This is a genomic window from Actinoalloteichus sp. GBA129-24, from assembly GCF_001941645.1.
In the GTDB taxonomy this organism is placed as follows: domain Bacteria; phylum Actinomycetota; class Actinomycetes; order Mycobacteriales; family Pseudonocardiaceae; genus Actinoalloteichus_A; species Actinoalloteichus_A fjordicus.
This window is the reverse complement of record NZ_CP016077.1, coordinates 6716513-6738798: the sequence shown is the minus strand read 5'-3', so window position 1 is coordinate 6738798 and position 22286 is coordinate 6716513. Positions and strand designations below refer to the sequence as shown.

The following is a 22286-nucleotide window of genomic DNA, read 5'->3' as shown; positions in this document are numbered from 1 at the left end:
AGGCGTGCGGCGACACCGAGATGCCTACTCGCCACTGGGAGGAGAGCGGGATGACGATGTACAGCGAGGCGGACCGATGCGAACCGTGCTCGCACCGGGCCCTGCTCGACGAGGGCACCGCCAATGCGCTGGTCCGGGTCGCCGACGGCTGCCTGGTAGCCCGCCGATGCCCGCACTACGACGACGGATGGCACGTCTGGGCGCCCGAGACGGAGACGGCCGGGCCCGCGACCGGAGGCAGCGTTCCGTCCTCCGGGGAGTGACCGAATGCGAGGCGTCGAGCCGATCGGCCCGGTTCGGCGGGGCGACTCCCTGTGCAGCCCCGCGCCGTCGGCCCGGCGGCTGCGACGGCGCAGGCCCTCAGTCCGGCTGGCCTGCCCCGATGCCTTGCCGACCGCGCAGGCTGGCGGCGGCCGTGCGAGATCGCTGCCGAGCCAGGCTGCTCTGCCCCGGCTGGCGCCACCCCCCGGCTGACTCTGCCCGCCTGCCGAGTCGAAGCCGCCGGGAGGCCGCGCACGCTCCTGCCGAGACCCCGTCAGAGGGTGACGACCATCTTGCCCATGTTCTCCCCTCGCATCATCCCGATGAGCGCGGCAGGGGCGTTCTCCAGCCCCTCGACGACGGTCTCCCGGTACCGGAGGCTGCCGTCGCGCACCCAGCCGCCGACCTCGCGCAGGAACTCGGGACGAAGGTCGGCGTGATCGATGACCAGGAAGCCGCGCATGGTCAGCCGACGGGCGACGAAGCGCAGCAGGTTGCGGGGGCCGGGCGGCGGCTCGGTCGCGTTGTATCCGGAGATCCCGCCGCACATCGCGATGCGGCCGTTGCGCCGCATCGCGCCGATGGCGGCCTCCAGGTGCTCGCCGCCGACGTTGTCGAAGTACACATCGATGCCCTCGGGCGCGGCGGCGCGGAGCTGGTCGGCCACCGGCCCGTCCTTGTAGTCGAAGGCGGCGTCGAAGCCGAGCTCCCCGGTCAGGTACCGCACCTTCTCGGGAGAGCCCGCGCTGCCGATGACCCTGGCCGCGCCCTTGAGCCTGGCCACCTGGCCTGCCACGGAGCCGACGGCGCCCGCCGCGCCGGACACGAAGACGACGTCGCCCACCGCCAACGCCGCCACCTCCAACATCCCGGCATACGCCGTCAGGCCGGGCATGCCCAGCACGCCGAGGTATGCGCTCGGCGGCGCGAGATCGGGGTCTACCCGGGTGGTGTGCCGGGCGTCGACGACCGCGTGCTCCCGCCAGCCGAGGTTGTGCAGGACGAGGTCACCGGTGCGCACCGACTCGGTGTCCGACATCACCACCTCGCCGACGGCCAGGCCTTGCATCGGCGCCCCGATCTCGAAGGGCGGCGCATAGGACTCGACGTCGTTCATCCGACCGCGCATGGCCGGGTCGACGCTCATCGCCAGGTTGCGGATCAACACCTGGCCCGGTCCGGGGGCCGGGATCGGCACCTCGACGAGGTCGAAGTCCTCCGCGACCGGCCAGCCGACCGGACGGGCGGCGAGTCGGATCTCCCTGGAGTTCGACGCGGTCATGACGACCAGCTCCTCACGCTTGGCGGCTGTGACGGTGACGGGAGGGCGGCGGGGTGAGCGAGCGGGTCCGCGGGCTCACCGCTGTCGGGCTGGATCGGCGGTCTTCTCCGGTGACCTCCGTGCCCGACTGGCGACCGCCCATAACGCGGTCACCCGGCGATAGTCGAAGCCGAGCCGTCGATAGACGCGAATCGCCGCCATATTCTGTTGATCGACCATCAGAGTCGCTCGGCCGTACTCGGCGATCAGCGAGTCGCGGATGAAGCCGCACACCGCCGTCGACGCGCCTCGGCCCCGATAGTGCGGCTCGGTCGCGACGCCGCCGAGGAAGCCGACCGTCGGCCCGCTCCACGCGTTGCCGCCGACCGACACCAACCGGCCCTTCGTGTTGTGCCAGCCCGCCCATCGGCTTCGCTCCGGACCGGAGGGCAGTACGAAGGCGTCCGGATTGCTCCGCCGGACCAGCTCGTCGGCCTCGTCGATCTCGTCGTCCCGCAGCCAGCGCGCCCGATGCGTCTCCACCGGTGTTCCCCGCCTGCTGAGCTCCATCCAGCCGAAGTCGGCTCGGCCCGCCTCGCTGAACCCGGCGAGCAGCGGTGCGTCGGCCAGGTCGGTCCACAGCAGGGGCCGATAGTCGGGGCCGTGCCGTTCCCAGGCGGAGATGAGCAGCTCCGCGACGTCGCGTTCCGGCCCGTCCACCACGATCCGATCGTCCCGGTTCAGCCGAGGTGCCACGACGGCCACCGCGTCGCCGAGTCGGTAGGCCCGGCCTCTGCCGTGGGGATGGGTCGGCAGCAGCACCTGCGAGGCCCACTGGACCAGCAGGCTGTCTGTCGAGGCGGCCACCTCGTCGGGGCCGAACAATTCGTGCACGCGCCGGATCATCCGCTGTGGGGGCTTTCAGCTCTAGAAGTTGGGTGCAAGGCCACACGCCCTCCGGTCAGGACCGACGACGGGTCAGCATCGGCAGGTCGAGCAGGCCTCGGCGGCGCAGAGCCTCGTCCAGCCGATCGAAGGCCCGGTCGATGTCCCGTTCGCAGTCGTCGAGGTCGTAGGCGAGTGCCACCGCCGCCGGTCTGGGCAGCGGCGTCATGGTCAGCCAGCGCTGATCCCACAGGGCCTCCACCGCAGCCTCCCACCGCAGTCGCACGATGAGCCGGGTGACCCGCTCCCGGTCGGCGGCGCGCAGCACGTCGTCGCGCGCCTCGGCCACGGACTCGCGCAGCTCTGCCGCGAGTCGTTGATCCTGTGCGCGCATCGCGGCCAGTGCTCCGGTGGCCGTCCCGCAGAGCTCCTTGTACCGCTCGCCTGCCGAGCCGAACTCAGTCATCGTCACTCCGTGGGTCGGGCGAGGGGATCGGGCCGGGGGTCTCTCGTTCGCCCGCGTCGCAGGGAATGACGACCTGCGGCCGGGAATGATGGAAGCGGTCGAAGAACAGGCCGCGTCGAGGCCGAGGCGACCAGGTGATCACCTGGTTCGCGGCCAGGCTGCCGAGCTCCTGCCCGTGCACGTCGAACGCCACCCACGCCCCGATGTCCTCCAACCCGCCCATCGCCAGTGCGCTCTTGAGTCTGCCGGTACTGCGCCACCAGCCGATCACATGGGTCTGGAGTTCCGGTCCGTGCTTGAGCACCAGCCGGAGGCTGTCCAGACCGGTGCGGGCCTTCTTTGTGTCGCGATCCTCCAGCCGAGGGTGCGCCGAGTCGACGCCGAACAGCAGCAGGTAGTGCGGAAGCTTCTTCTCGTCTTCGGCGGGCGGTTCATCGGAGAGTCTGGCCTTCAACTCGTCGGCCGTGGCGTCGATCAGGTCCCTGGCATCCACGAGATACTTGATCTCGGCACGGTGTTCGAGATCCTTCAGCTCGCCGTGCAGGCTCTCCGCCGCCTGCTCCGAGCCCTCCACCAGCGACGCCACCGTGAAGCGCACCGTCCCCGCCTTGTGCTGCCTGGCCAGGGACAGCGCCGCCGCGGTGAGCACCGCGCTCGCATCGCGCTGCACCGAGCCCAGCACCGCGATGTTGCGGCCGGGACTGGCCGCCAACGGTACGACCGCGCCGCTGCCCGCCATGTCGATGACCTGGCCCAGCAGGGCGACCGGGACGTGTCGGGACCCGGTCGCGGGCGCGGCCAACCGGGTGAAGTCCGGCAGCGTGCGCAGCTTCGGGGTGTTGCTGCCGTCGAAGAGCCGAGGCTCGGTCAGCTCCGGGGGCCTGCGCTGCCACAGATCGGCCTGTAGCCGATCGGCGGTGCCGCGCGCCGTGGAGTCCGGGATGCGGGCCACCTCGTTGCCGTGCGGGACGCCGGAGTCGTGGTTGATCACCGCGTGCCTGCGCGGGATCTCCATCGCGGCCTGATTGACCTCCGTGAGCACCCGGCGCGCCTTCGGGAGCGCGATGCGCACGGTGAACTGCTCGAAGATCGCGGGCTTGCCCCAGAACACCTCGATGCCGGAGACGTCCTGGCTGGACAGCACCAGGTGGATGCCCTGCGACCGGCCCCGCCGTGCGACGTCCTCCAACAGGGCGGCGGCCATGCTGGTCACCTCGTCTCTGGCGGCGAACAGATACTGGAACTCGTCGATCACCGCGACGATCCGAGGCCACCGGCCCGTCGGGTCCTCGGCGCGCAGCTCCTCCAGCTTGGTCACCTCGTGCTGCTTGGCGCGCTCGGCCCTGCGTCGCATCTCGTCGGAGAGGTAGCGCAGCAGGGCCACGCCGAACTCGCGATCCTCGTTGACGTTCACCCCCACCAGCCGCGCGTGCGGCAGCCAGCTCGGGTCGCGACGGCCGGGGGCGAACTGCGCGAACGACACGCCCTCCTTGAAGTCCAGGACGTAGAACTCCAGCTCGTGGGGCGAGTACCGCGCGGCGAGCCCGCCGAGCATCGCATAGAGGAAGTTCGTCTTGCCGGAGCCGCTCGGCCCGCCGATGAGGGCGTGCGGCGAGGCGTCGCCCAGTGACACGTACACCGGGTCGCCGTCGGCGTAGCCGATCGGCGTCTGGAGCCCGGTGGCGGAGTGGTAGGTCCACGGCTCGTTGGGCAGCAGGTCGTCGAAGCTGGAGACCCGGCTGCGTCGGGTGAGCAGCTCGTCGGCGATCGCATTGCAGGCCCGAGGCACGAGTTCCCTCGGCAGCGCCGGATCGAGGTAGACCGTGGCATGCGGCCCGGTCATGCTGCATCGGGCCGTCTGATCGTCGTGGAGCCGGAGCGTCTCCACGGCGCTGTTCACGGTGATCGGCAGGTCGACGATGATGAGCTGCACACCGCAGGAGAGCCCGTTGCGCGCGATGCGCTGGAGCTTCTGCTGATGCTCCTCGCGCAGTGCCGTGCGATTGCCGAAGAGCACCGCGACCCGCCACGGCTCCGGGCGTCTGCCGGTCTCCGAGTGCAGCGCCCCGATCGAGCGTCTGCCGTCGACGAGCACGCTGGTGTGAATGCGCCGGATGTGCTCGGCGAACTCGTCGAGCAGGTCATGCAGCCGGGCCGGGTCGTGCACGGTCAGCAGGCCCGCCCTGGTCAGCGGGTACAGGCCCGGCAGCGATCCGGTGAGCGCGCCGACGTCCCAGACGTGCACCTGCACCAGACCGGGCTGGAAGTGGCTGAGCACGCGCAGCAGCAGCGTCTCCACCAGGTTCTCGGCGTCGACTCTGGACTCCGGTGACGACGTGATGTGCAGATGCGCGCCGTCCAGGAGCGGCACTGCGACCGGGAACGGCTCCGGGACCGGGGCGCTGTCCATCACGGCCGTGCCGATGCGCCAGAGCTCGGGAACACCGCCGTCGCCGACACTGCCGTCGCGTCTGCCCGGCGAACCGAGCCACTCCGGATACGGCTCGGAGGCCGAGCCCGGGGCCGACCGGGCCACCAGGCTCGCCAGCTCCCCTGGCACGGTGCCCGTCCAGTCGGCGAAGTGCGCGTCTCGATCGTTCGTGGCTCGTTGCACCACGGTCTCCAGCGCCGGATTGCGCAGCCCGACGGCCAGCTCCGGGTCCACCAGCGCACGATCGATACCCGCGTCCCGCAGCCACAGCTCGAAGATGCGTTCGGCGTGAATCTGCTGAGCGGCGGTGTGCTGCCGGACCGCGACTCCGAGGGCGCGAGCCACGGCCAGCCGAAACTCCTCGAAGGACTCCGTGATGCGACGTCGTCGCTCGTCTCGCCTGTTCACCAGCACACCTCGTGACGCCTCTCCCTGGTCGGCTCGGTGACCACCGGCCTGTCGAGATCAACGTTACTTGCGATCATCACAGCCGGCTGAGCACCGCATCCACCGCCTGTTCCGAACCCGTCAGCGACTCGAGGGTCCGATCGAGGTCTCCTCTGGCGCGGCTCGCCTCCGGCGGGGTGATCGTCTCGTGGTGATCCGACTCGACCTCGGCCACGATGGCCAGGGCCTCCTCGACCAGACGCAGGGCCGTGGCCGTGCTCAGCCGTGCCCGGTTGATCTCGTCCTTGACCTGCTCCAGCGCGGCACGCACGTCCTCGACACTCGACATCTCCGCGTCACCTTCCGACCACTACTCGATCACTGCCGTGTCCGCCGTGCCTGTCCCGGGGCATCGACGCCCTGCGGGTCAGATTCGTACCGCGCCGCCATGCCGCAGCTGCTCGATGCCCTGACGACTCCGAACGAGTCTTCGAGAGTCTGTCTCTGATCCCTCTCGAGCCGTGAGCGAGGGCTCAGCGTGGCTGAGCTGCCAGGCGACAGGAGGGAGCCATGGTGACCGACGACAACGCCGCAGATCGCCGCGCCTGCCTCGCGCAACTCCGAAAGCAGGGTCAAAGACAGGCTCTTAGAGCCGTGAGACGTACTCGTCGGCGAACCCCACCCAGCCGTTGAGATTCCCGTTGGCGGCGGTGAGGTTCTCGCCTGCCTGCGTCAACATCCCGAGGCCCTGTGGCACCGCGACCTGGGCACTGCCCTGCGTCGCCGAGGAGAAGATGGAATGTGCGTCCTGCGTCGCCTCGACGGCTGACGCCACTGCGGCGAGTGCCTGATTGACCCTCTCGTTGGCCAGTGCCACGCTCGCCCGAACCTCTTCGATGCCTGCCATGCCCCCTGCCTCCACATCACTGCCGAAGTCGCGTCCGACGATCGTCGCCACGCGTGTGTGTTCGAGGTTAGTGGGTGATCACCTCGGCCATGCAAGGAACATCACCGTCGTTCGGCACGCCTGCCGCCCGTGCTTTCCACGCCTGGCCGAGAGATCCCTAGTCAGGTGCAGCGGAATGGCGTCTTGCCGGTGTGCGCGACCCGTGCAGAGAATTCAGTGTCCGTCTTCTTCGTACTCGTCTCAGGCGGTGCAGATGCCCATGGCCAGACGTGTTCACCGACAACGGATCGGGCTGCTGCTCCTCGCGGCGGCCGTCTCTCTCGCCACCACCCCTGCCGCCGTCGCCGTGGCGGACTCCGCCGTCGACCAGCCGGGGGTCGGGGATCAGATGCTGCTCCTTCAGGTGCCGGTCGGCGACCAGTCGCACACCGCCCTCGCCGAGCGGCTCGCTCACGAGGGCTTCGAGGTGGTCGGGCGCGAGGGCGATCACCTGGTCGTCCTCGGCGTCGCCGAGGACGCCGACGAGCTGGCGGCGACGGGCCTCGAGCCGATTCGGACCGATCCTGCCGCGCCTGCCGCACTGCCGCTTTCGGAGGGCGAGCATCCGCTGCCCGACCGACTTGGCGGCCGGGAGTATCCGACGTTCTACGGCGGCTACCGGACCGTCGCCGGTCATCAGCGGTTCGCCGACGATGTCGCCGCCGCCTATCCGGACCTGGTCCGCAAGGTCGAGTACGGCGACTCGTGGCGGCGACAGCAGGACTGGTCGACGGGCCACGAACTCACCGCGCTGTGCATCACCGCCGACGCGGCCGATCACTGTGCCCTGGACCCGGACTCGCCGAGGCCGAGGTTCCTGCTGCTGGGTCAGATCCACGCGCGAGAACTCACGACCAGCGAGCTCACCTGGCGGTTCATCACCGAGCTCCTCGACGGTCATCGACGGGACGCCGAGATCACCACGCTGCTCGCAGGCACCGAGATCTGGGTGGTCCCGCAGATCAATCCCGACGGCGTCACCGTCGTCGAGGACGGCATCGAGGAGGTCGGCCTCGGGTCGAGCAGCCCGGCCTGGCAGCGCAAGAACGTCGACCACGCCAACAACGTCGCGGAGTGCGGGACGGGCAGCTCCTGGTCGTCCAATCACGACGGCATCGACCTGAATCGCAACTGGGACACCCGCTGGGGCGGCGTCGGCACCAGCCCGAACCCCTGTGGACAGACCTATCCCGGCCCGGCGGGCAACTCCGAACCGGAGACCGACCAGCTCGCCACGCTGATCGAGAGCCTCTTTCCCGACCAGCGTGGTCCCGGCGAGGACGACGCCGCGCCGCAGACCACCACCGGCACCATGATCACCCTGCACTCCACCGGCGATCTGGTGCTCTTCCCCTGGGGGCACGACGCGGCACAGCAGGCGCCCAACGACGCGGGACTGCGGTCGCTGGGCTTCCGGCTCAGCCACTTCAACGGCTACACCACCGGCCAGCCGCCCGAGGTGCTCTACGCGGTCACCGGGGCCACCGACGACTGGACCTACGACACCCTGGGCATCGCCTCCTACACCTTCGAGATCGGCTCCTCGGCCTCGGGATGTCCCGGATTCCACGCGGCCTACTCGTGCCAGGACATGTTCTGGGATCTCAATCGGGACGCGCTGCTGTACGCGGCGAAGACGGCGCGGCAGCCCTACGCGCTCTCGCTGGGGCCGACGGTGTCGGAGGTGACGAGCACGAGGGCGCTGGGCTGGTGGGCCTCGGTCCACGCCACGGCCGACGACGACGCCTACGGGGAGGTCGGCGTCGACCGACCGGCCGCGCAGGACGTGGTGGCCGCCGAGGTCTACCTGGACGCGCCGCCGTGGGCGGGCGGCACTCCGCAGCCCATCGGGGTGCAGGGCTCCGGCGCCGAGGTGGAGCTGGGCGGTGTCATCAGCATCGCCGGGCTGCCCGCCGGGAGGCATCCGATCCACGTCCGAGCCCAGGACGCCGACGGGAACTGGGGCCCGGTCACCTCGGCGTGGCTGGCGGGCTCCTGAGAGCGTGTCTTTAATCCCCACTTTCCTGTTGCGCGGGGCAGGCGCGGCGATCTGCGGCGTTGTCGTCAGTCAACATAACTCCGTCATGTTTCTTTCCTCCGCCTCAGCTCATCCACGCTGATCCCCGCTCACGACTCCAGGGGGATCAAGGACAGGCTCTCAGGGCGGTCGAGAGGAAGGACCGCGTGTCGGACGGAGCCAGCGCCATCGCCCGCAGGTGGTCGAAGGCGTTGCGGAACCGTTGCACCTCCGCGGCGTCCTCGACGGCGACACTGCCTGCGACGTTGTCCAGCAGGACCACGCCGGGGTCGGGCGCAGGCAGACCCAGCCACGCGAAGGGGCTCCCGATCGCGGGATGCGGTCCCGCCGAGAACGGCAGCACCTGAAGGGTGATGTTCGGATGATCGGCGAACTCCAGCAGGGCCGCCGTCTGCTCTTGCCAGGCTCGGCCCGTCACGATGCGCGGGCGCAGCGCCGCCTCGTCCATGATTGCCCAGAGGGTCGACGGTCCGGTCAGGAGGCGCTGTCTGCGCGCCAGGCGCAGGGAGATCCTCGCGTGTGCCGTCGCCTCGGGGACCCGCGGAATCCACGACTCCACCAGCGCCCGGACGTAGCCCTCGGTCTGCAACAGGCCGGGAACGACGTCGATCTCGAAATTCCGGACTTCGCTGGCGTCCGATTCCAGTTCGAGGAAGTCCCGGAAGGCGCCCGTGGCGCCTGCCGCATAGGGCTGCCACCAGTCGGGCTCGCCGAGTCTCGCGGCGATCCCCACCAGGACGGCCTCCTGCTCCGCAGTGGCCCGGTAGAGAGCGCAGAGCGCACGGACCTCGGTGACGCTCAACGACGTCGTCCCGTTCTCCTTCCGCCGCGCCGTGCTGCGTGACCAGCCCATCTCCGCCATGACCTGCTCGATCTCGATGCCGGTGTCATTCCGCATCCGGTGAAGCCGTGCACACAGTCTCCGGTGTCGGATCGTCGGTCGCCCTTTCATGGCGCGCACGATAGTCCGCTGTCGATCACGCCAGACGACCATGATCAATAAGCGGGCGCGGACACCGCCCACGCAGGCGGACGCGGACCGCCGCTGCTCACTGCGACCACCACGACCAGCGCTGTTCGTCTCGTGGCAGCGACCGTCGATGCTCGACCGACAGCAGCTCTGCCTTCGACGGCGTCGACGAGCCCGCCCGGCCTCCCCGCGTCGCCTCCGCCGACTCCGCCGCCGGACGTCGACCACCCTCTGCCGTCGAGAAGTCGTCGGACTGTTCGTCGACGCCGTCGGCGTCCGCCAGGTCGTCGGCATCCGACTCGGTGAGCTGTCGTGCCGCGAGCCGCAGACCGAGGAGTCCGTTGCGACCGGGAGAGGCCGCCGCCCACTCCGTGATCGTCGACTCGCCGGCCACGCGGAGTCGGGACCAGCCCGACTTGCCCAGGGTCGCCGCGGCCTCGCGGGCGACCTCGTCCGGCGGACCCGGCCTGCTGCCGAGGTCCATGGTCACCGCGAAAGTCCGCCCGTCGGCCGACTCGGTGCGCAGGATCGTCGCCCTGCTCGCCAGCCTGCTCGCCACGGCGCGGGCCTGCCAATGGGCGCCCGCCTGCCGCTCGGCCTGGACCTCCACGCGCAGCCGCACCGTCGATGCGACCGCAGGCGTCTCGTCCTGGTCGACGCTGGGGAAGCCGAACCCGGCCTCGGAGTCCGCAGGACGGTCCGGCTCGACGTCGGGCAGCGCGCTGTCATCGGACCACGCCTCCACCAGCAGCCGTTCGCCCGAGGGCACGATGGCGCCGAGCAGTTCGGGATCGTCCAGGACGGTCCAGGCCGTCGGCGGCTCGCAGGAGACCCGACTGGTGCCGTACTCGGGACCGAGTCGGCGCAGGAACCGGCGGATCGCCCGGCTCAGGGTGACGCTCTCGTCGTCGCCCGCCGTCACGTCCGCCGGTCTGCGGATCGTGACCGACCAGCAGCCCGGCTCCTCGGCCGAGCAGTCTCCTGACTCGACGATCCGGCCGCCGACCAGGGACAGCAGGCCCTGGCAGGCCGCACGAGCCCGCCGGTCGTCCTCGACGCCGACCACCACGGTGATGAGCAGTTCGAATCGGTCCTCGCCCATTGGACCAGGATTCTCCCCCACCACTACCGGCCACCGGAACCGCACCGGCCAAGGGGTAATCGCAGTGTGATCCCACTCTTTCGGGTGAACTTCGATCATGGACGGTAATCATTCGACGTGGCATCGTGCGTCGAGCTGGGCTGTTAGAGCCTGTCTTCGGTCCCTCTGGAGTCGTGAGCGGGGATCGGCGTGAATGAGCTGCCAGGCGGAGGAGAGAGCCATGGCGGAGCCATGGTGACCGACGACAACGCCGCAGATCGCCGCGTCGGCCCCGCGCAACTCCGAAAGCCAGGGATCGAAGAACCGTTCTCAAGAGAATCGTGGGGCGACCGGACGGCTGCGTGGGTGACGGCGACCGATCATTCGACCAGGCGTCATCCCCGGAGGACGCTCACCGAGAGTCCGTCGCCCAGCGGCAGCACTGTGGACTGGAGCCGGGGGTCGCCCGCGATCCGCTCCGCGAAGACCCGTACGGCGGCCGCCCGCTCGTCGACCCCTTCGCCGGTCGAGGCGGCCACGGCCCCTCGACGGAACAGGTTGTCGGCGATCAGCAGGCCGCCGGGGCGCAGCAGCGGCAGGCACCGATCGAGGTAGTCCGGGTACTCGGTCTTGTCCGCGTCGATGAACACGGCGTCGTACGGGCCGGTGAGCGTGCCCAGCGTGTCGAGGGCCGCGCCGACGTGCACGGTGACCTTCGAGCCGAGCCCGGCCCGTTCGAACCACTCTCGGGCGGCTTCGGCATGCGCGGGGGAGAGCTCCAGGGTGTCCAGCGTGCCGTCCGCAGGCAGCGCCCGGCCGATCCACACGCCGCTGTAGCCGAACAGCGTGCCGATCTCCAGCACTCGCCGGGCGCCTGCGGCCATCAGCAGAGTGGTCAGCGCCGCGCCCGCCTCGGCCTGGATCTGGATCTTCGGCGCGCGGGCCGCGATGTCGGCTCGCAGCGCGGTCAGCAGTTCGTCCTCGGCCCAGAATCGGTCCGCCCAGAAATCGGTGTCGCCGTTCGGCTCCGTCATCAGCACATCCTCGTTCCCGCCGTCGCGCCCGCCCCCCTGCCCTCGGCGGTCGGATCGCGCCGTCGACGATACGTCGGGACGCAGGCGTCGTGCTCGATTCGGCGGGCGTGCGACGGCTCGGGCAGCGAGGCAGACGCCGCGCTGCGGGGGTTCCGGCAGGGGCGGCTCCCGGCGCGCCTCGATTGCCTGCTGCGGAGCGCGTTCGGCCCGCGCACGCCCGCTGCCGTCGACCGGCGGCGGGCGCCGGGACGTAGCGGGGCGCCTGCTTGATCGGACGCCTGGCGATCGGACGCCGCGCCTGGTCTCGGCAATCGCGGCCTTCGCCGAGACCGGTGACCGGCGGTCGCCGTGCGGGCCGGTAGCCGACCCGCACGGCGTGCGCTCAGCTCGACACGTAGACGCTGCCGTCGATCCGGCCGTCCTGACACACCGGACCGAGCTCCCAGTCCACGTTCAGCGAGTCGGTCTCATCGGGCGGGATCACCCGGATGCTGGTCGGCTCCGTCCCGCAGTCACCCTCGGGCTCCTCCTCCTCGCCGGGAACCACGCCCCAGTGCAGCAGCTTGGTCGCGTGTTCCCCCGGCGCCAGCTCGACGAGCGTCGGGGCAGGGTCGGCGACCCGTTCGAGCTGCGTCGGCAGCGCAGTCCCGTCCGTGTCGACGAGTTCGAGACCGCCGTATCCGTAGATCGCGCATGGTTCATCGCCGTCATTGGTCAGGATCAGGTTCGCGTAGCGGTTGCCCGCCGCCGAGTCCAAGGACTCCAAGGAGCCGCTGAGACCGCCTGCGTGACAACGATCCGGCTCGTCGGCCGCCCGTGAGGACTCCGGCCTCTCGACATCCCCACCGGTCGCCGGGGCGGACTCGGACGGGGGACTCGTCTCGGCCTGGCTCGTCTCGGACGGCTCGGTGGTCGGCGCGGCGTCTGTCGTCTCCGTCGCAGCCATCGAGTCGTCCTCGCCCTGATTCTGGGTCGACTCCTGGCCGCATCCTGCGACGCCGAACAGTGCGGCACAGGTCAGCGCGGACAGCCACAGCGTCCTGCTCGTGAAAGCCAACGGGATCACCTCCTGGCCACCGCGTCGCTGCGGCGGCGATTCGTCGGAGTGCATTGATCGGCGCCTGCCCAGAAGACGGGACAGACCCGGCCGAGGTTGTCTCGGCCACCGACCGATCATCCGGAACGAGTAGGGATCGCGCAGCGCGAGCGGTGACGGACGGCCGGCTTGCGCGCGGCGGAACGAGTCGATCGTCGCTGTTCTCGGCGGCGGTGCGGCGTCCGACGGCGACCGGCCGGGCGGGGGGAAAGCAGCGCGCAGCAACCGATCGAGCCGCAGCCCGGCAGCGAAGGCGCCCAGGCGGCGGACGCGGCGTCCGCCCGTCCTCGCCGCCCGTCCGTCGGTTCGGTCAGTCCGCCAGCTCCGGCGGGAACCCGCCGGTGGCGACCGGCCCCCAGCGCTGCGGCGTGATGCGGACCAGCGACTTGCCCTGATCGACCATGGCCTGTCGGTATTCCGCCCAGTCCGGATGCTCGCCCGCGACGGATCGGAAGTACTCGACGAGCGGCTCCACCGACTCCGGGATGTCGAGGACCTCTGCGGTGCCGTCCACCTGAACCCACGGCCCGTTGAAGTCCTGCGACAGCGCCACCAGGCTCGCGGCGGCCGATCGCCGCAGATTGCGGGATTTGGCTCGCTGCGGGTAGGTGGAGACGACGATCCGCCCCGCCTCGTCGACGCCGTAGGTCACCGGCGACGCCTGGGGACGACCGTCCGAACGGCTGGTGATGAGCAGGCCCTGATGGCGGGCGCGGAGGAATTCCAGCAGCTGCGGCAGTTCGACGATGTCCGTGGTGGCGATCTGACGAGGCATGGGGCGAGTCTAGCCGGCGGGACGCGATGGCGAGCGAGGGAGAAGACCGGGCGGCAGGCCACGGCGCAGAGCTGTCACCGGGTCGTCGCGGCCTCGGATCCGGCTCGGCGGCAGGCAGGCGTGCCGGCGGCAGGTGGCGCGGCGAGGCGGCTGGGCACGGGCGGACGGGACCGCAGCGGCGCGGGCTCGGGGCGACCCGGCTCGACGCAACAGGTCACGGCGCCGTCGAACTCGCGATCAGGTCTCATGACGGGTGCTGATCGGCGCGGGCTGCCGAGCTGAGGGCGTCGATCATCGCGTGCACCGGCCGGTTCCCCACGTCGTGGACGACCCGGAGCCGCCGACCCGCGCTTACGGCCACGTGCCTGCCACCAGCGAACCCGAGACGACCAACTCCTCGATGTCCACCGGGTCTGACGGCGGACCGAAGAGCTCCCCGTAACCCAGCTCGCAGCCCATCGTCCGCAACCTGCGTGCCTGCGCAGCGTCGTCGACGTCGCTGGCGATGACGGCCGGACCCAGCCTGCGGAACATCGCGACCATGCTGCGGAGGGCGAACTGGTCTACCGCGTCGGACCCCGCATGGGGATCGCGCGCGGGCCCGCCGGACACCAGGACCGCCTCGACGGGCAGCAGCCGCAGCCGGGAGAGCATCCGTCCCATTGTGCCGAGCCCGCCGACGGTGAGGCGGACGCCCAGCTCCGCCAGGATCGACCAGGTGTCCAGCGGCTCTCCGGTGTCCGCGAAGGCGGCTCCGGCGGGCACCTCCAGCCGGAGACTCGCCGCAGGCAGTCCGGTTTCCGCCAGGATGGTTCGCACGTCGCGCACCAGGTCCTGATCCCGAACCTGCCGGTCCACCAGGGTGATGCTCACCGTCGGCGTGGTGCCGAGGCTCTCGCGCCAGCGCTGCGCCTGCTCGCAGGCCTGCCGCAGGAGCCAGCGACCGTAGGCCACCACCTGCCCGGCGTCGGATGCCAGCCCGACGAAATCCTCCTGCGACAACAGGCCGAACTCCACGTGATCCCAGCGGGCGACGGCCCGCACACTCGTCAGCCGCCCGTCGCACAGCCGCACCACCGGCTGATAGTCGAGATAGAACTCGTTGTCGCGCAGGGCGGCGGGCATCGTGGCCGCGAGCCGGGAACGGCGGTGTCCGGCCTGGTCACGCTCCGGGTCATAGAGCGCCCACTGCGCACGGCCCTCCTCTTTGGCTGTCCGCAACGTCAGATCGCCCGCCCGGATCAGCTCCAGGGGACTCACCTCGGCGGCGGGGCGCTCCACCACGCCGACGCTCACCGACACCGACACGTCCTGCGAGCACACCTGCATCGGCTCGGTGAGACTGCGGAGCAGGTGCTCGACGCGTTCGATGACCGGGGCCGTTCCGCGAGTGTTCGGGATCAGCACCACGAATTCGTCGGCGCTGATCCTGGCCACCAGCTCGTCGGTCGTTCCCACCCCGGCGGCAAGCCGACCCGCCACCTTGCGGAGCACCTCGTCGCCGACGTCGTAACCGAGTCCGTCGTTGATCAGCCGGAAGCCGTCGAGCCCGAAGTAGCACAGTGCCAGTCGTCCGTCGGGCAGCAGTGATCCCAGGATGGTCTCCATCTGCGAGACCAGGACCGATCGGTTGGCCAGTCCGGTCAACGGGTCCACCATGAGCTGCCTGCGGATCATCTCCTGATTGAGAAACGACTGGGTGCAGTCCTCGATGAACAGCACGAGCTGGTCTGGCCGCCCTTGCTTGTCCCTGATCAACGAGCCGGTGACCCGAGTCCACACCGGCTGTTCGCCGTCGATCAGGAACCGCAGTGCCGAGCGGAACTTGTCGCACAGTCCGGTGCTCAGCGCGGCCAGGTGCTCGCCTGCACCGGGCAGATCCTCCGGGTGGATCAGGGCGTGGATGTCGTGTCCGATCAGCTCCGACGCGCGGGTGCCGAACAACTCCTCCAACGCGGAGTTGGCCGTCTGGACCCGCCCCGTGATGTCGAGCGTCGCCACCCCGGTCGCGCACCCTTCGACGGCGGTCCGGAAGCGTGCGTCGCTCTCCTGAAGCATGGCGTCGCTCCGCTGGCGTTCCAGCATCATCGAGACCTTGAGGTCCTCCTGCTGCCGCAGGACGTGATCCTGGAGGGCGGCGGCATACCCGGCGGCCAGAGCGCTGATCAGCGCGGTCAGCCGCGCCCCCACCTCGCGCTCGCCGAGGTGCGGGGGCGGGCTCAGGCAGGGCCGCAGCCGGGTGCCCAATACGCGGAGCGTGTTCTCCAGGGTCGTCGAGTCGGTGAAGTGGGCGTCGATCAGCGCGGTGCCGATCCGCCTGCCCTCCTCCGGGGTGAAGGGCTCCCGCCGCAGGGCGGCCTGCAGTCGGTGGGCGAAGCGCGACAGCAGGTCCTCGGTGTCCTGACGGGTCATCGCGACGTAGCTGGTCCGGAATACCGAGGCCGCCCAGTCGTGGGCGAACTCCGCCAGCGCCGGGCTCCGCCGATCGACCGACCTGGTCTCGTGAACGAGGGAGGTGCTCAGCTCGTCGGTCACCCGGACGGCTCCGTTCGCGGCGCCGCCGTCGGCTGGGGGTGGACCTCCTGCCCTCGGTGCGCCCTCGCCCTCGCCGCCGATGACATCGCTGCCCCCGTCGGCACCGGGTGCTCGCCTGAGTCCATGAGGTAACCAATTCAGCTGCTGGGTCACGGTAAGCCTCGCAGTGCGCTTCCTCGGTCTGCCAGTTGATTCTTACAGCAATAAGACCGGGTTGTGCGACCGGGGCGTTACAGTCAGTGCGCTTCATGGAAACTGTACCGATTTTTCGGGCCCGGGTTCAGCCCTTGATGCCGACTACCAGATAACCCAACGCCGCGACATGCTCCAGACCGGTGATCTCGTCCTGGTCGTGTACCCAGGACATGCCGTCGCTCGCACCGCCCACGGGAGTGAATCCGCTCAACAGCGCCTCGATCTCCGCCCGCGTTCTGATCACCACCGGAGTCGGCGTGTCGTGATAGAGCTTCGCGAATCGACCCATCTCGTCCGGCCGATGGTCGGCGGTGAGATGGGTGTACGCGAAGACGCTGCCGGGAGCCAGCGCGTCGTGATACCGGGACAGGAAACCGGTCGGGCGGTCGGCGGCGGGGATGAAGTGCAACAGGGCCGTCATCAGCAGCGCCACCGGGCGACTCAGGTCCAGTAAACCGCTCGCGGCGGCCGCGTCGAGGATGAGCTCCGGATCGCGGACGTCCGCTTCGACGATCATCGTGCGGTCGTTGCCCGCCAGCAGAAGCCTGCTCTGCCCGACGGTGAGCGGCTCATTGTCGACGTAGACGACTCGACTGTCGTCGACGAGCCGCTGGGCCACCTCGTGGGTGTTGCCGACGGTCGGAATACCGGAGCCGATGTCGAGGAACTGTCGGATTCCGCCTGCGATGAAGTGATGCACGAGACTGCGGCCGAGCAGACGGTTGTAGATGCACAGATCTCGAATCTCGGGCATCACCCGGATCGCATGGCGAGCGAACTCCCGGTCGGCGGCGAAGTTTCGGCTGCCGCCCAGGTAGAAGTCATACACCCGGGCGGCGTTGGGCATCTCCAGCGTCACCGGAAACGGAGTTCTCGTCTGCCGGGTCATGAACCACCTCGTGCCGTGCCGTCGTCGAGTGGAAGATTACCGAGCCTCCACTCGACGACGCTCAGCGCCCTGTGGTCCCCATCACTTTCGGTACAGATCGGCGATCTCGGCCGCGTAGTCCTTCGCGATCGCGGCCCGCCGCAGCTTGAGCGAGGGGGTGATGTGTCCGTCGGCAATGGTGAAGTCCGTGTGCAGGATGCGGAACTTGCGTACCGACTCGGCCCGGGAGACCCGCTCGTTGCCCGCGTCGACGGCCTCTTGCACGGCGGCGATCAGATCGACGTCGTCCGCCAGGTCGGCGACCGTGGCATCGGCGGGCTTGTCGTTCTCCGACTTCCACTGCGGAAGTGACTCCGCGTCGACGGTGATCAGCGCGGCGATGAACGGCTTGCCGTCCCCGACGACCAGAGCCTGGCTGACCAGCGGGTGTGCCCGGATGACGTCCTCGATGCCTGCCGGGGCGACGTTCTTGCCGCCCGCGGTCACCAGGATCTCCTTCTTCCGGCCGGTGATGCGCAGGTAGCCCTCGGAGTCCAGCTCGCCGAGGTCGCCGGTGGCGAACCAGCCGTCGCTGAACGCCTCGGCGGAGGCCGTCGGGTTGTTCCAGTACTGCGGGAAGACGACTCCGCCCTTGATCAGGATCTCGCCGTCCTCCGCGATGCGGATCGCGTTGCCGGGCAGCGGCTGGCCGACCGTGCCGAGCTTGATCTTCTCCGGCGAGTTCACCGCGGCGGCCGCCGTCGTCTCGGTGAGGCCGTAGCCCTCGAAGACGAGCAGGCCGATCCCACGGTAGAAATGGCTGAGGCGTTCGCCGAGCGGGGCTCCGCCGGAGATGGCGTAACGCACCCGGCCGCCGAGCACCGCCCGCAGCTTGCTGAACACGAGCTTGTCGAACAGCAGGTGCCTGGCCTTGAGCAGGAGGTTCGGCCTGCCCGCGTCCAACGCCTTGCTGTAGGCGATGGCGGTCTTCGCGGCCAGGTCGAAGATCCGGCCCTTGCCCTCGGACCGTGCCTTCTGGCTTGCGCGGTTGAACACGCGCTCGAAGACGTGAGGAACCGAGAGGATGAAGGAGGGTCTGAAGGTCTGCAAATCCGAGGTCAGCTCGGTGATGTCGGGGGCGTGCGCGGTGTGCACCCGTGCCCGCACGACGGCGACCTGCACCATGCGGCCGAACACGTGTGCGACGGGCAGGAACAGCAGGGTGGAGGGCACCGGTCCTTCCGGGGACTGGTTCACGAAGAGCTGCGGCAGGCGGGCGATCGCGTTGTCGACCTCCGCGTAGAAGTTCGCGTGGGTCAGGACACAGCCCTTCGGCCGTCCGGTCGTCCCGGAGGTGTAGATGATCGTGGCCGGGTCGTCCGCCTTGGCGGCCGACCGGCGCTGTTCCACCTCGTCGTCGGCGATCTCGCGGCCCGCCTCGACGATCGCCTCCACCGCGCCTGACTCGATCTGCCACACCGTCTTCAACGCGGTGGCGTCTGCCCGAGCGGCCTCGACGTCGTCGGCGTTCGCCTGGTTCTCCACCACGGCGGCGACCGCGCCGGAGTCGGCCAGAATCCAGGCGATCTGATCGCGCGCGGACGTCGCGTACACGGGCACGGTGATCGCCCCCGCCGCCCAGATCGCGTAGTCGAGCAGCGTCCACTCGTAGCGGGTCCTGGCCAGCAGCGCGACGCGGTCGCCTGACTTGATGCCCGAGGCGATCAGGCCCTTGGCCGTCGCGGTGACCTCGTCGCGGAACTGGCTGGTGGTGACGTCTGCCCAGGTGCCGTCGCTCTGCTTACGCCCGAACACCACCTGTGTCGGAGCCTCGGCGGCGTTGACGTAGACCATGTCGGCCAGTCCGCCTCCCGGCTGCGTCGTTACCAAGGGAGGGACACTGAACTCGGTCACGACGGCTCCTTAGATGACGGATGAGGTCCTGTCTGGTCGCTTCAGGAGACATCCTGCCTCCCGACTACCCGATGCCGGTTCTCATCACGTGAACGCGATGAGTCCGTATCGTGTCGGTTCCTCGAGGCCTGGGCAAGGGGCTCACACCGCTCGGTGTGGCATGGATGCATGACCGTTGCCTTGGACGAGGCTGCCAGGCGGCCCGTGACGGCCGAGCGACGGTCCGGCGAGGCTTTCGGGGACGTCGCTGGTGGCGGGCGGGCACGTTCCGGCAGACCTTGACCACAACCGCCCCACGGCTGGTGAACCCGCGACATAATGTGCGCCTCAGATCAACTTCGGGGGTGGTCACATGCCGATGTCCAGGTCCGGCGGAACAATGCTGTACGCGAGCCTGCCGAGAGGACTGCCGTGCTGGGTCGACCTCTGCTCCACTGAGCCGTCGGCCGCGTTGGACTTCTACGCGACGCTGTTCGACTGGGAGTATCAGACGCAGTCGGCCGAGCAGGGCGGCGCGGGCGACGACTACTTCGTGGCGACGCGGGACGGCATCCCGGTCGGTGGCATCTCCGCCCGCCGCGAGGCCGCGTCGAGCTGGGTGCTCCACCTCGCCACCCAGCGGCTCACCGAGGCCTCCTCGACCGCGCAGCGACTCGGGGCGCAGGTCCTGCGGAAGGAAGAGGAGCTCGGCGCACTGGGTCGCCGTGTCGTACTGCGTGACTCGAGCCTCGCCGAGATCGCGCTGTTACAGGCGGGCAACGGCTGGCAGTTCGAGGTGGGCAGGCCGGGATCGTTGATCTGGGCCGAGCTGATCACCAACCGGGTTCGATTCGCCGATCACTTCTACGAGACGCTCTTCGAGTACGAGACCAGGGAGTTCGGCGACAGCAGGCGCTCCGACTTCGTCGTCTGGTACGTCGGCGGCGACTCCGTGCTGGCTCGCGTGCGGATGGTCAAGGACACCGGTCCGCAGACGGAGCCGCATTGGCTCGTGTACTTCGGGGTCGATCCGGCCGTCGGGGTGGATCAGACGGTCGCACAGGCCAGGTCGCTCGGCGCCGAACTCAGGGTCGACCCCTTCGATTCCGCGTACGGGCGGATCGCGGTGCTCCGCGACGTCACCGGCGCCCGTTTCGGGCTGATCGATCCCGGTGAGGCGACGGGCCATGAGACGGCGGCCATCTACGACCCGTACGACGACTGACGGACCCGCGTCGACGACGAGCCAGCTCGCGGCTCGCGGCGGGTGCCTACCGGCCTGTCGAGCAGGCCTACCCTGCCGCCCCGGCCGGTCGTGATGCCGCCGACCGGGATCGCGGGCCGGGTCCGGCGGACCGCGCCGGGCACGAGTCGGGCCCGGTTCAGAACAGGCTGACCCAGTAGCTCCAGAACGACTGAATCACCAGGGCGACGATCACCAGCGACCAGGTCAGCATCACGACATGGCGATAGTCGACCAGCGCGCGCCCGACCGCGCCGAGCGGCAGCCTGCCCGCGCGGATGTTGGCCACCGTCGTATACCAGAAGATCGGCAGCATGACCGCCCACACGACCATGCAGTACGGGCACAGTGCCCTGATCTCGAAGAGGCTCGCGAACATCAGCCAGTGCACGAACACCACGCCGAACACGGTGCCCGCCTGGAGGCCCAACCAGAACCAGCGGCGGAATCGGGCGCCCGCGAGCGCTGCTGCGCCGATCGTCGCCACCACGGGGAACGCCGCCACCCCGATGATCGGGTTGGGGAAGCCGAAGGCGGCGGCCTGCGGAGTGGTCATCACCGATCCGCAGCTCAGGACGTCATTGAGACTGCACGAGGGAATGTAGAGCGGGTCGATCAGCAGCTGGATCCGCTCGATGAGCAGGACGAAGGCGGCGGCGAACCCGATGACCCCGCCGATGGTGAGCAGCAGCGCCAGCCCACGTGAGGCGGCCTGGCCGACCGGCCGATCGGCCTGGGCGGCCGAGTCGTCGGGGTGGTCTTCTGGTGCGGTCGAATCGAGCGCGCCTGCCGCGCTCTCGTCCGCGAGCTGGTGAGCCACGCCCGCGATCCTAGTCCCGCCTCGACCATCGACGTTCGTGAACCGCGTGGTTGATGTCACGGTGTGTCACCATCCGCCCGCTGGATCGTCGTCCGACCATGCCCTGCCGCCGAGCCGGTCGCCGGACCGGCCACCGTCGGTGATCCACGCGGCGACGGCCCGGTTCCCCTTGATGCATCGCGCGGCGTTCTCGACGGCGTGCGATGCGGGTCAGCAGGCCTGCCGCGCCGACATCTCCTTCGTGTCGTCTCCCACGATCGAGCGATTCTTGTTCTGAACGGCCCCGCCGCACACGGCACGCGGGGGCTCCTGTCGTCCTCGATCGGCGGGTGCCCGTGCCGAGTGACCGCCGATGTCTCGGGGTGCGGCCGTCGTCGACGAAGAAGAGATGAACGCCGAATGGAGAATAGGATGAATAGTCGACGATAATCGTCCTTCGGAGTCGGCGGCGTAGCCGAGTCGGCCTAACGGCAATGCGCGCCTGCAGGCGCGCGACCTCCGTGCCGGGTGTGGTCGGGCGGTCCGCAAATCGCCGATCGAACCTTGAATACCGACCGGTAACGGCGGGCGTCAGCAGGCCGTGGGCACCTGTTCGACGGGGCCGAAGCCGGAACGTGATGCGAGTCACAGAAAGGCAACCTTGGTGGCCGATGGCACTGACCAGGCGTTCTGTCGGCCGCTTGGCCCTGTGTCGCAGGTCGGTAGGTCGAATTCGGTGGTTGGCTTCATCGCCGTCTGGCGGCTAAAGTGATCGAGTCCCCGGGGAGTTCTGACGTTTCAGGGAGTTGTTTCGGTGGGGAGCTTCATCTCGACCCAGCTTGTCCCCTTTTTGTTCATCATCGCACTTATTCTGATTTTCAGCGGAATTGTGGGCGTTGTACTCAGCTCGATGGGACCGCGAACGACGATCATGGCCTGTGCGGTCATCGCGTTCTCGTTCGGGTTCGTCGTGCCGATTCTGCCCCTGATCGCCTGCGCTGCCCTCGGTATCCCCTTCGGGTTCTTCGTCTACCGTCGTCGGATCGGGATGCCGCTTCGGCTGCCGATGGCGCTGCGCACCGCAGGCCGCTGATTCATCAGCTCGTGGCACAGGTGGTCCGA

The 22286-nt window shown here is 69.6% G+C and carries 20 protein-coding genes; 5 read left to right on the top strand and 15 right to left on the bottom strand.

Annotated elements, in window-relative coordinates; all coding sequences use genetic code 11:
• Positions 1-50: 50 nt before the first annotated feature.
• Complete coding sequence (locus UA75_RS28900) at positions 51-263, top strand: hypothetical protein (RefSeq protein ID WP_075742922.1); 213 nt, start codon at positions 51-53, stop codon at positions 261-263.
• A 272-nt stretch (positions 264-535) separates the two neighbouring features.
• On the opposite strand, the gene UA75_RS28895 is transcribed toward UA75_RS28900, so the two are convergent.
• The 6 genes from UA75_RS28895 to UA75_RS28870 form a co-directional block, all read right to left on the bottom strand.
• Positions 536-1543, bottom strand: coding sequence for an NADP-dependent oxidoreductase (locus UA75_RS28895; RefSeq protein ID WP_075742921.1), 1008 nt, complete (start codon positions 1541-1543; stop codon positions 536-538).
• Between the two features lie 75 nt (positions 1544-1618).
• On the bottom strand, positions 1619-2416 hold the full coding sequence (locus UA75_RS28890; protein WP_198042869.1) for a GNAT family N-acetyltransferase: 798 nt from the start codon (positions 2414-2416) through the stop codon (positions 1619-1621).
• A gap of 67 nt (positions 2417-2483) precedes the next feature.
• Entirely contained in the window at positions 2484-2873 is a 390-nt protein-coding gene (locus UA75_RS28885; protein WP_075742919.1) for a hypothetical protein, read from the bottom strand.
• A complete protein-coding gene (locus UA75_RS28880) occupies positions 2866-5712 on the bottom strand; it encodes an FtsK/SpoIIIE domain-containing protein (protein WP_075744337.1) in 2847 nt (948 codons plus the stop codon). Before UA75_RS28880 ends, UA75_RS28885 begins: the two co-directional genes overlap by 8 nt.
• 76 nt (positions 5713-5788) lie before the next feature.
• Positions 5789-6040: a hypothetical protein gene (locus UA75_RS28875; protein WP_075742918.1), complete on the bottom strand. Its 252-nt coding sequence runs from the start codon at positions 6038-6040 to the stop codon at positions 5789-5791.
• A 297-nt stretch (positions 6041-6337) separates the two neighbouring features.
• A complete protein-coding gene (locus UA75_RS28870) occupies positions 6338-6649 on the bottom strand; it encodes a hypothetical protein (protein WP_083683749.1) in 312 nt (103 codons plus the stop codon).
• A gap of 208 nt (positions 6650-6857) precedes the next feature.
• On the opposite strand from UA75_RS28870, the gene UA75_RS28865 reads away from it, so the two are divergent.
• Positions 6858-8636 (top strand): M14 family zinc carboxypeptidase, encoded by a 1779-nt coding sequence (locus UA75_RS28865; RefSeq protein ID WP_075742917.1) that lies wholly within the window; start codon positions 6858-6860, stop codon positions 8634-8636.
• 145 nt (positions 8637-8781) lie between these two features.
• Here UA75_RS28865 and UA75_RS28860 read toward each other — a convergent pair whose 3' ends face one another.
• The 8 genes from UA75_RS28860 to UA75_RS28825 form a co-directional block, all read right to left on the bottom strand.
• Positions 8782-9627, bottom strand: a complete 846-nt coding sequence (locus UA75_RS28860; RefSeq protein ID WP_257787612.1) for a helix-turn-helix domain-containing protein — start codon at positions 9625-9627, stop codon at positions 8782-8784.
• Between the two features lie 97 nt (positions 9628-9724).
• A complete protein-coding gene (locus tag UA75_RS28855; protein WP_075742915.1) occupies positions 9725-10747 on the bottom strand; it encodes a hypothetical protein in 1023 nt (340 codons plus the stop codon).
• A gap of 374 nt (positions 10748-11121) precedes the next feature.
• Positions 11122-11760, bottom strand: coding sequence for an O-methyltransferase (locus UA75_RS28850; protein ID WP_075744335.1), 639 nt, complete (start codon positions 11758-11760; stop codon positions 11122-11124).
• A gap of 382 nt (positions 11761-12142) precedes the next feature.
• On the bottom strand, positions 12143-12817 hold the full coding sequence (locus UA75_RS28845) for a DUF4232 domain-containing protein (RefSeq protein WP_198042868.1): 675 nt from the start codon (positions 12815-12817) through the stop codon (positions 12143-12145).
• 349 nt (positions 12818-13166) lie between these two features.
• Positions 13167-13631, bottom strand: a complete 465-nt coding sequence (locus UA75_RS28840) for a PPOX class F420-dependent oxidoreductase (protein WP_075742914.1) — start codon at positions 13629-13631, stop codon at positions 13167-13169.
• A 351-nt stretch (positions 13632-13982) separates the two neighbouring features.
• On the bottom strand, positions 13983-16166 hold the full coding sequence (locus UA75_RS28835) for a putative bifunctional diguanylate cyclase/phosphodiesterase (protein WP_075742913.1): 2184 nt from the start codon (positions 16164-16166) through the stop codon (positions 13983-13985).
• Positions 16167-16446: 280 nt separating this feature from the next.
• Positions 16447-17250 carry an SAM-dependent methyltransferase gene (locus UA75_RS28830; RefSeq protein WP_075742912.1) on the bottom strand — a complete coding sequence of 268 codons (804 nt, stop codon included), beginning with the start codon at positions 17248-17250 and terminating at the stop codon, positions 16447-16449.
• An 81-nt stretch (positions 17251-17331) separates the two neighbouring features.
• Complete coding sequence (locus UA75_RS28825) at positions 17332-19143, bottom strand: AMP-dependent synthetase/ligase (RefSeq protein ID WP_075742911.1); 1812 nt, start codon at positions 19141-19143, stop codon at positions 17332-17334.
• A 352-nt stretch (positions 19144-19495) separates the two neighbouring features.
• Between UA75_RS28825 and UA75_RS28820 the strand changes: the two genes are divergently transcribed.
• Complete coding sequence (locus tag UA75_RS28820) at positions 19496-20347, top strand: VOC family protein (RefSeq protein WP_157434492.1); 852 nt, start codon at positions 19496-19498, stop codon at positions 20345-20347.
• Positions 20348-20504: 157 nt separating this feature from the next.
• Here UA75_RS28820 and UA75_RS28815 read toward each other — a convergent pair whose 3' ends face one another.
• Positions 20505-21185: a vitamin K epoxide reductase family protein gene (locus UA75_RS28815; protein ID WP_075742910.1), complete on the bottom strand. Its 681-nt coding sequence runs from the start codon at positions 21183-21185 to the stop codon at positions 20505-20507.
• Positions 21186-21222: 37 nt separating this feature from the next.
• Here UA75_RS28815 and UA75_RS34825 point away from each other — a divergent pair, with 37 nt between their 5' ends.
• Complete coding sequence (locus UA75_RS34825) at positions 21223-21462, top strand: hypothetical protein (RefSeq protein ID WP_157434491.1); 240 nt, start codon at positions 21223-21225, stop codon at positions 21460-21462.
• A gap of 516 nt (positions 21463-21978) precedes the next feature.
• Complete coding sequence (locus UA75_RS33550; protein ID WP_157434490.1) at positions 21979-22257, top strand: hypothetical protein; 279 nt, start codon at positions 21979-21981, stop codon at positions 22255-22257.
• The last annotated feature ends 29 nt before the right edge of the window (positions 22258-22286 follow it).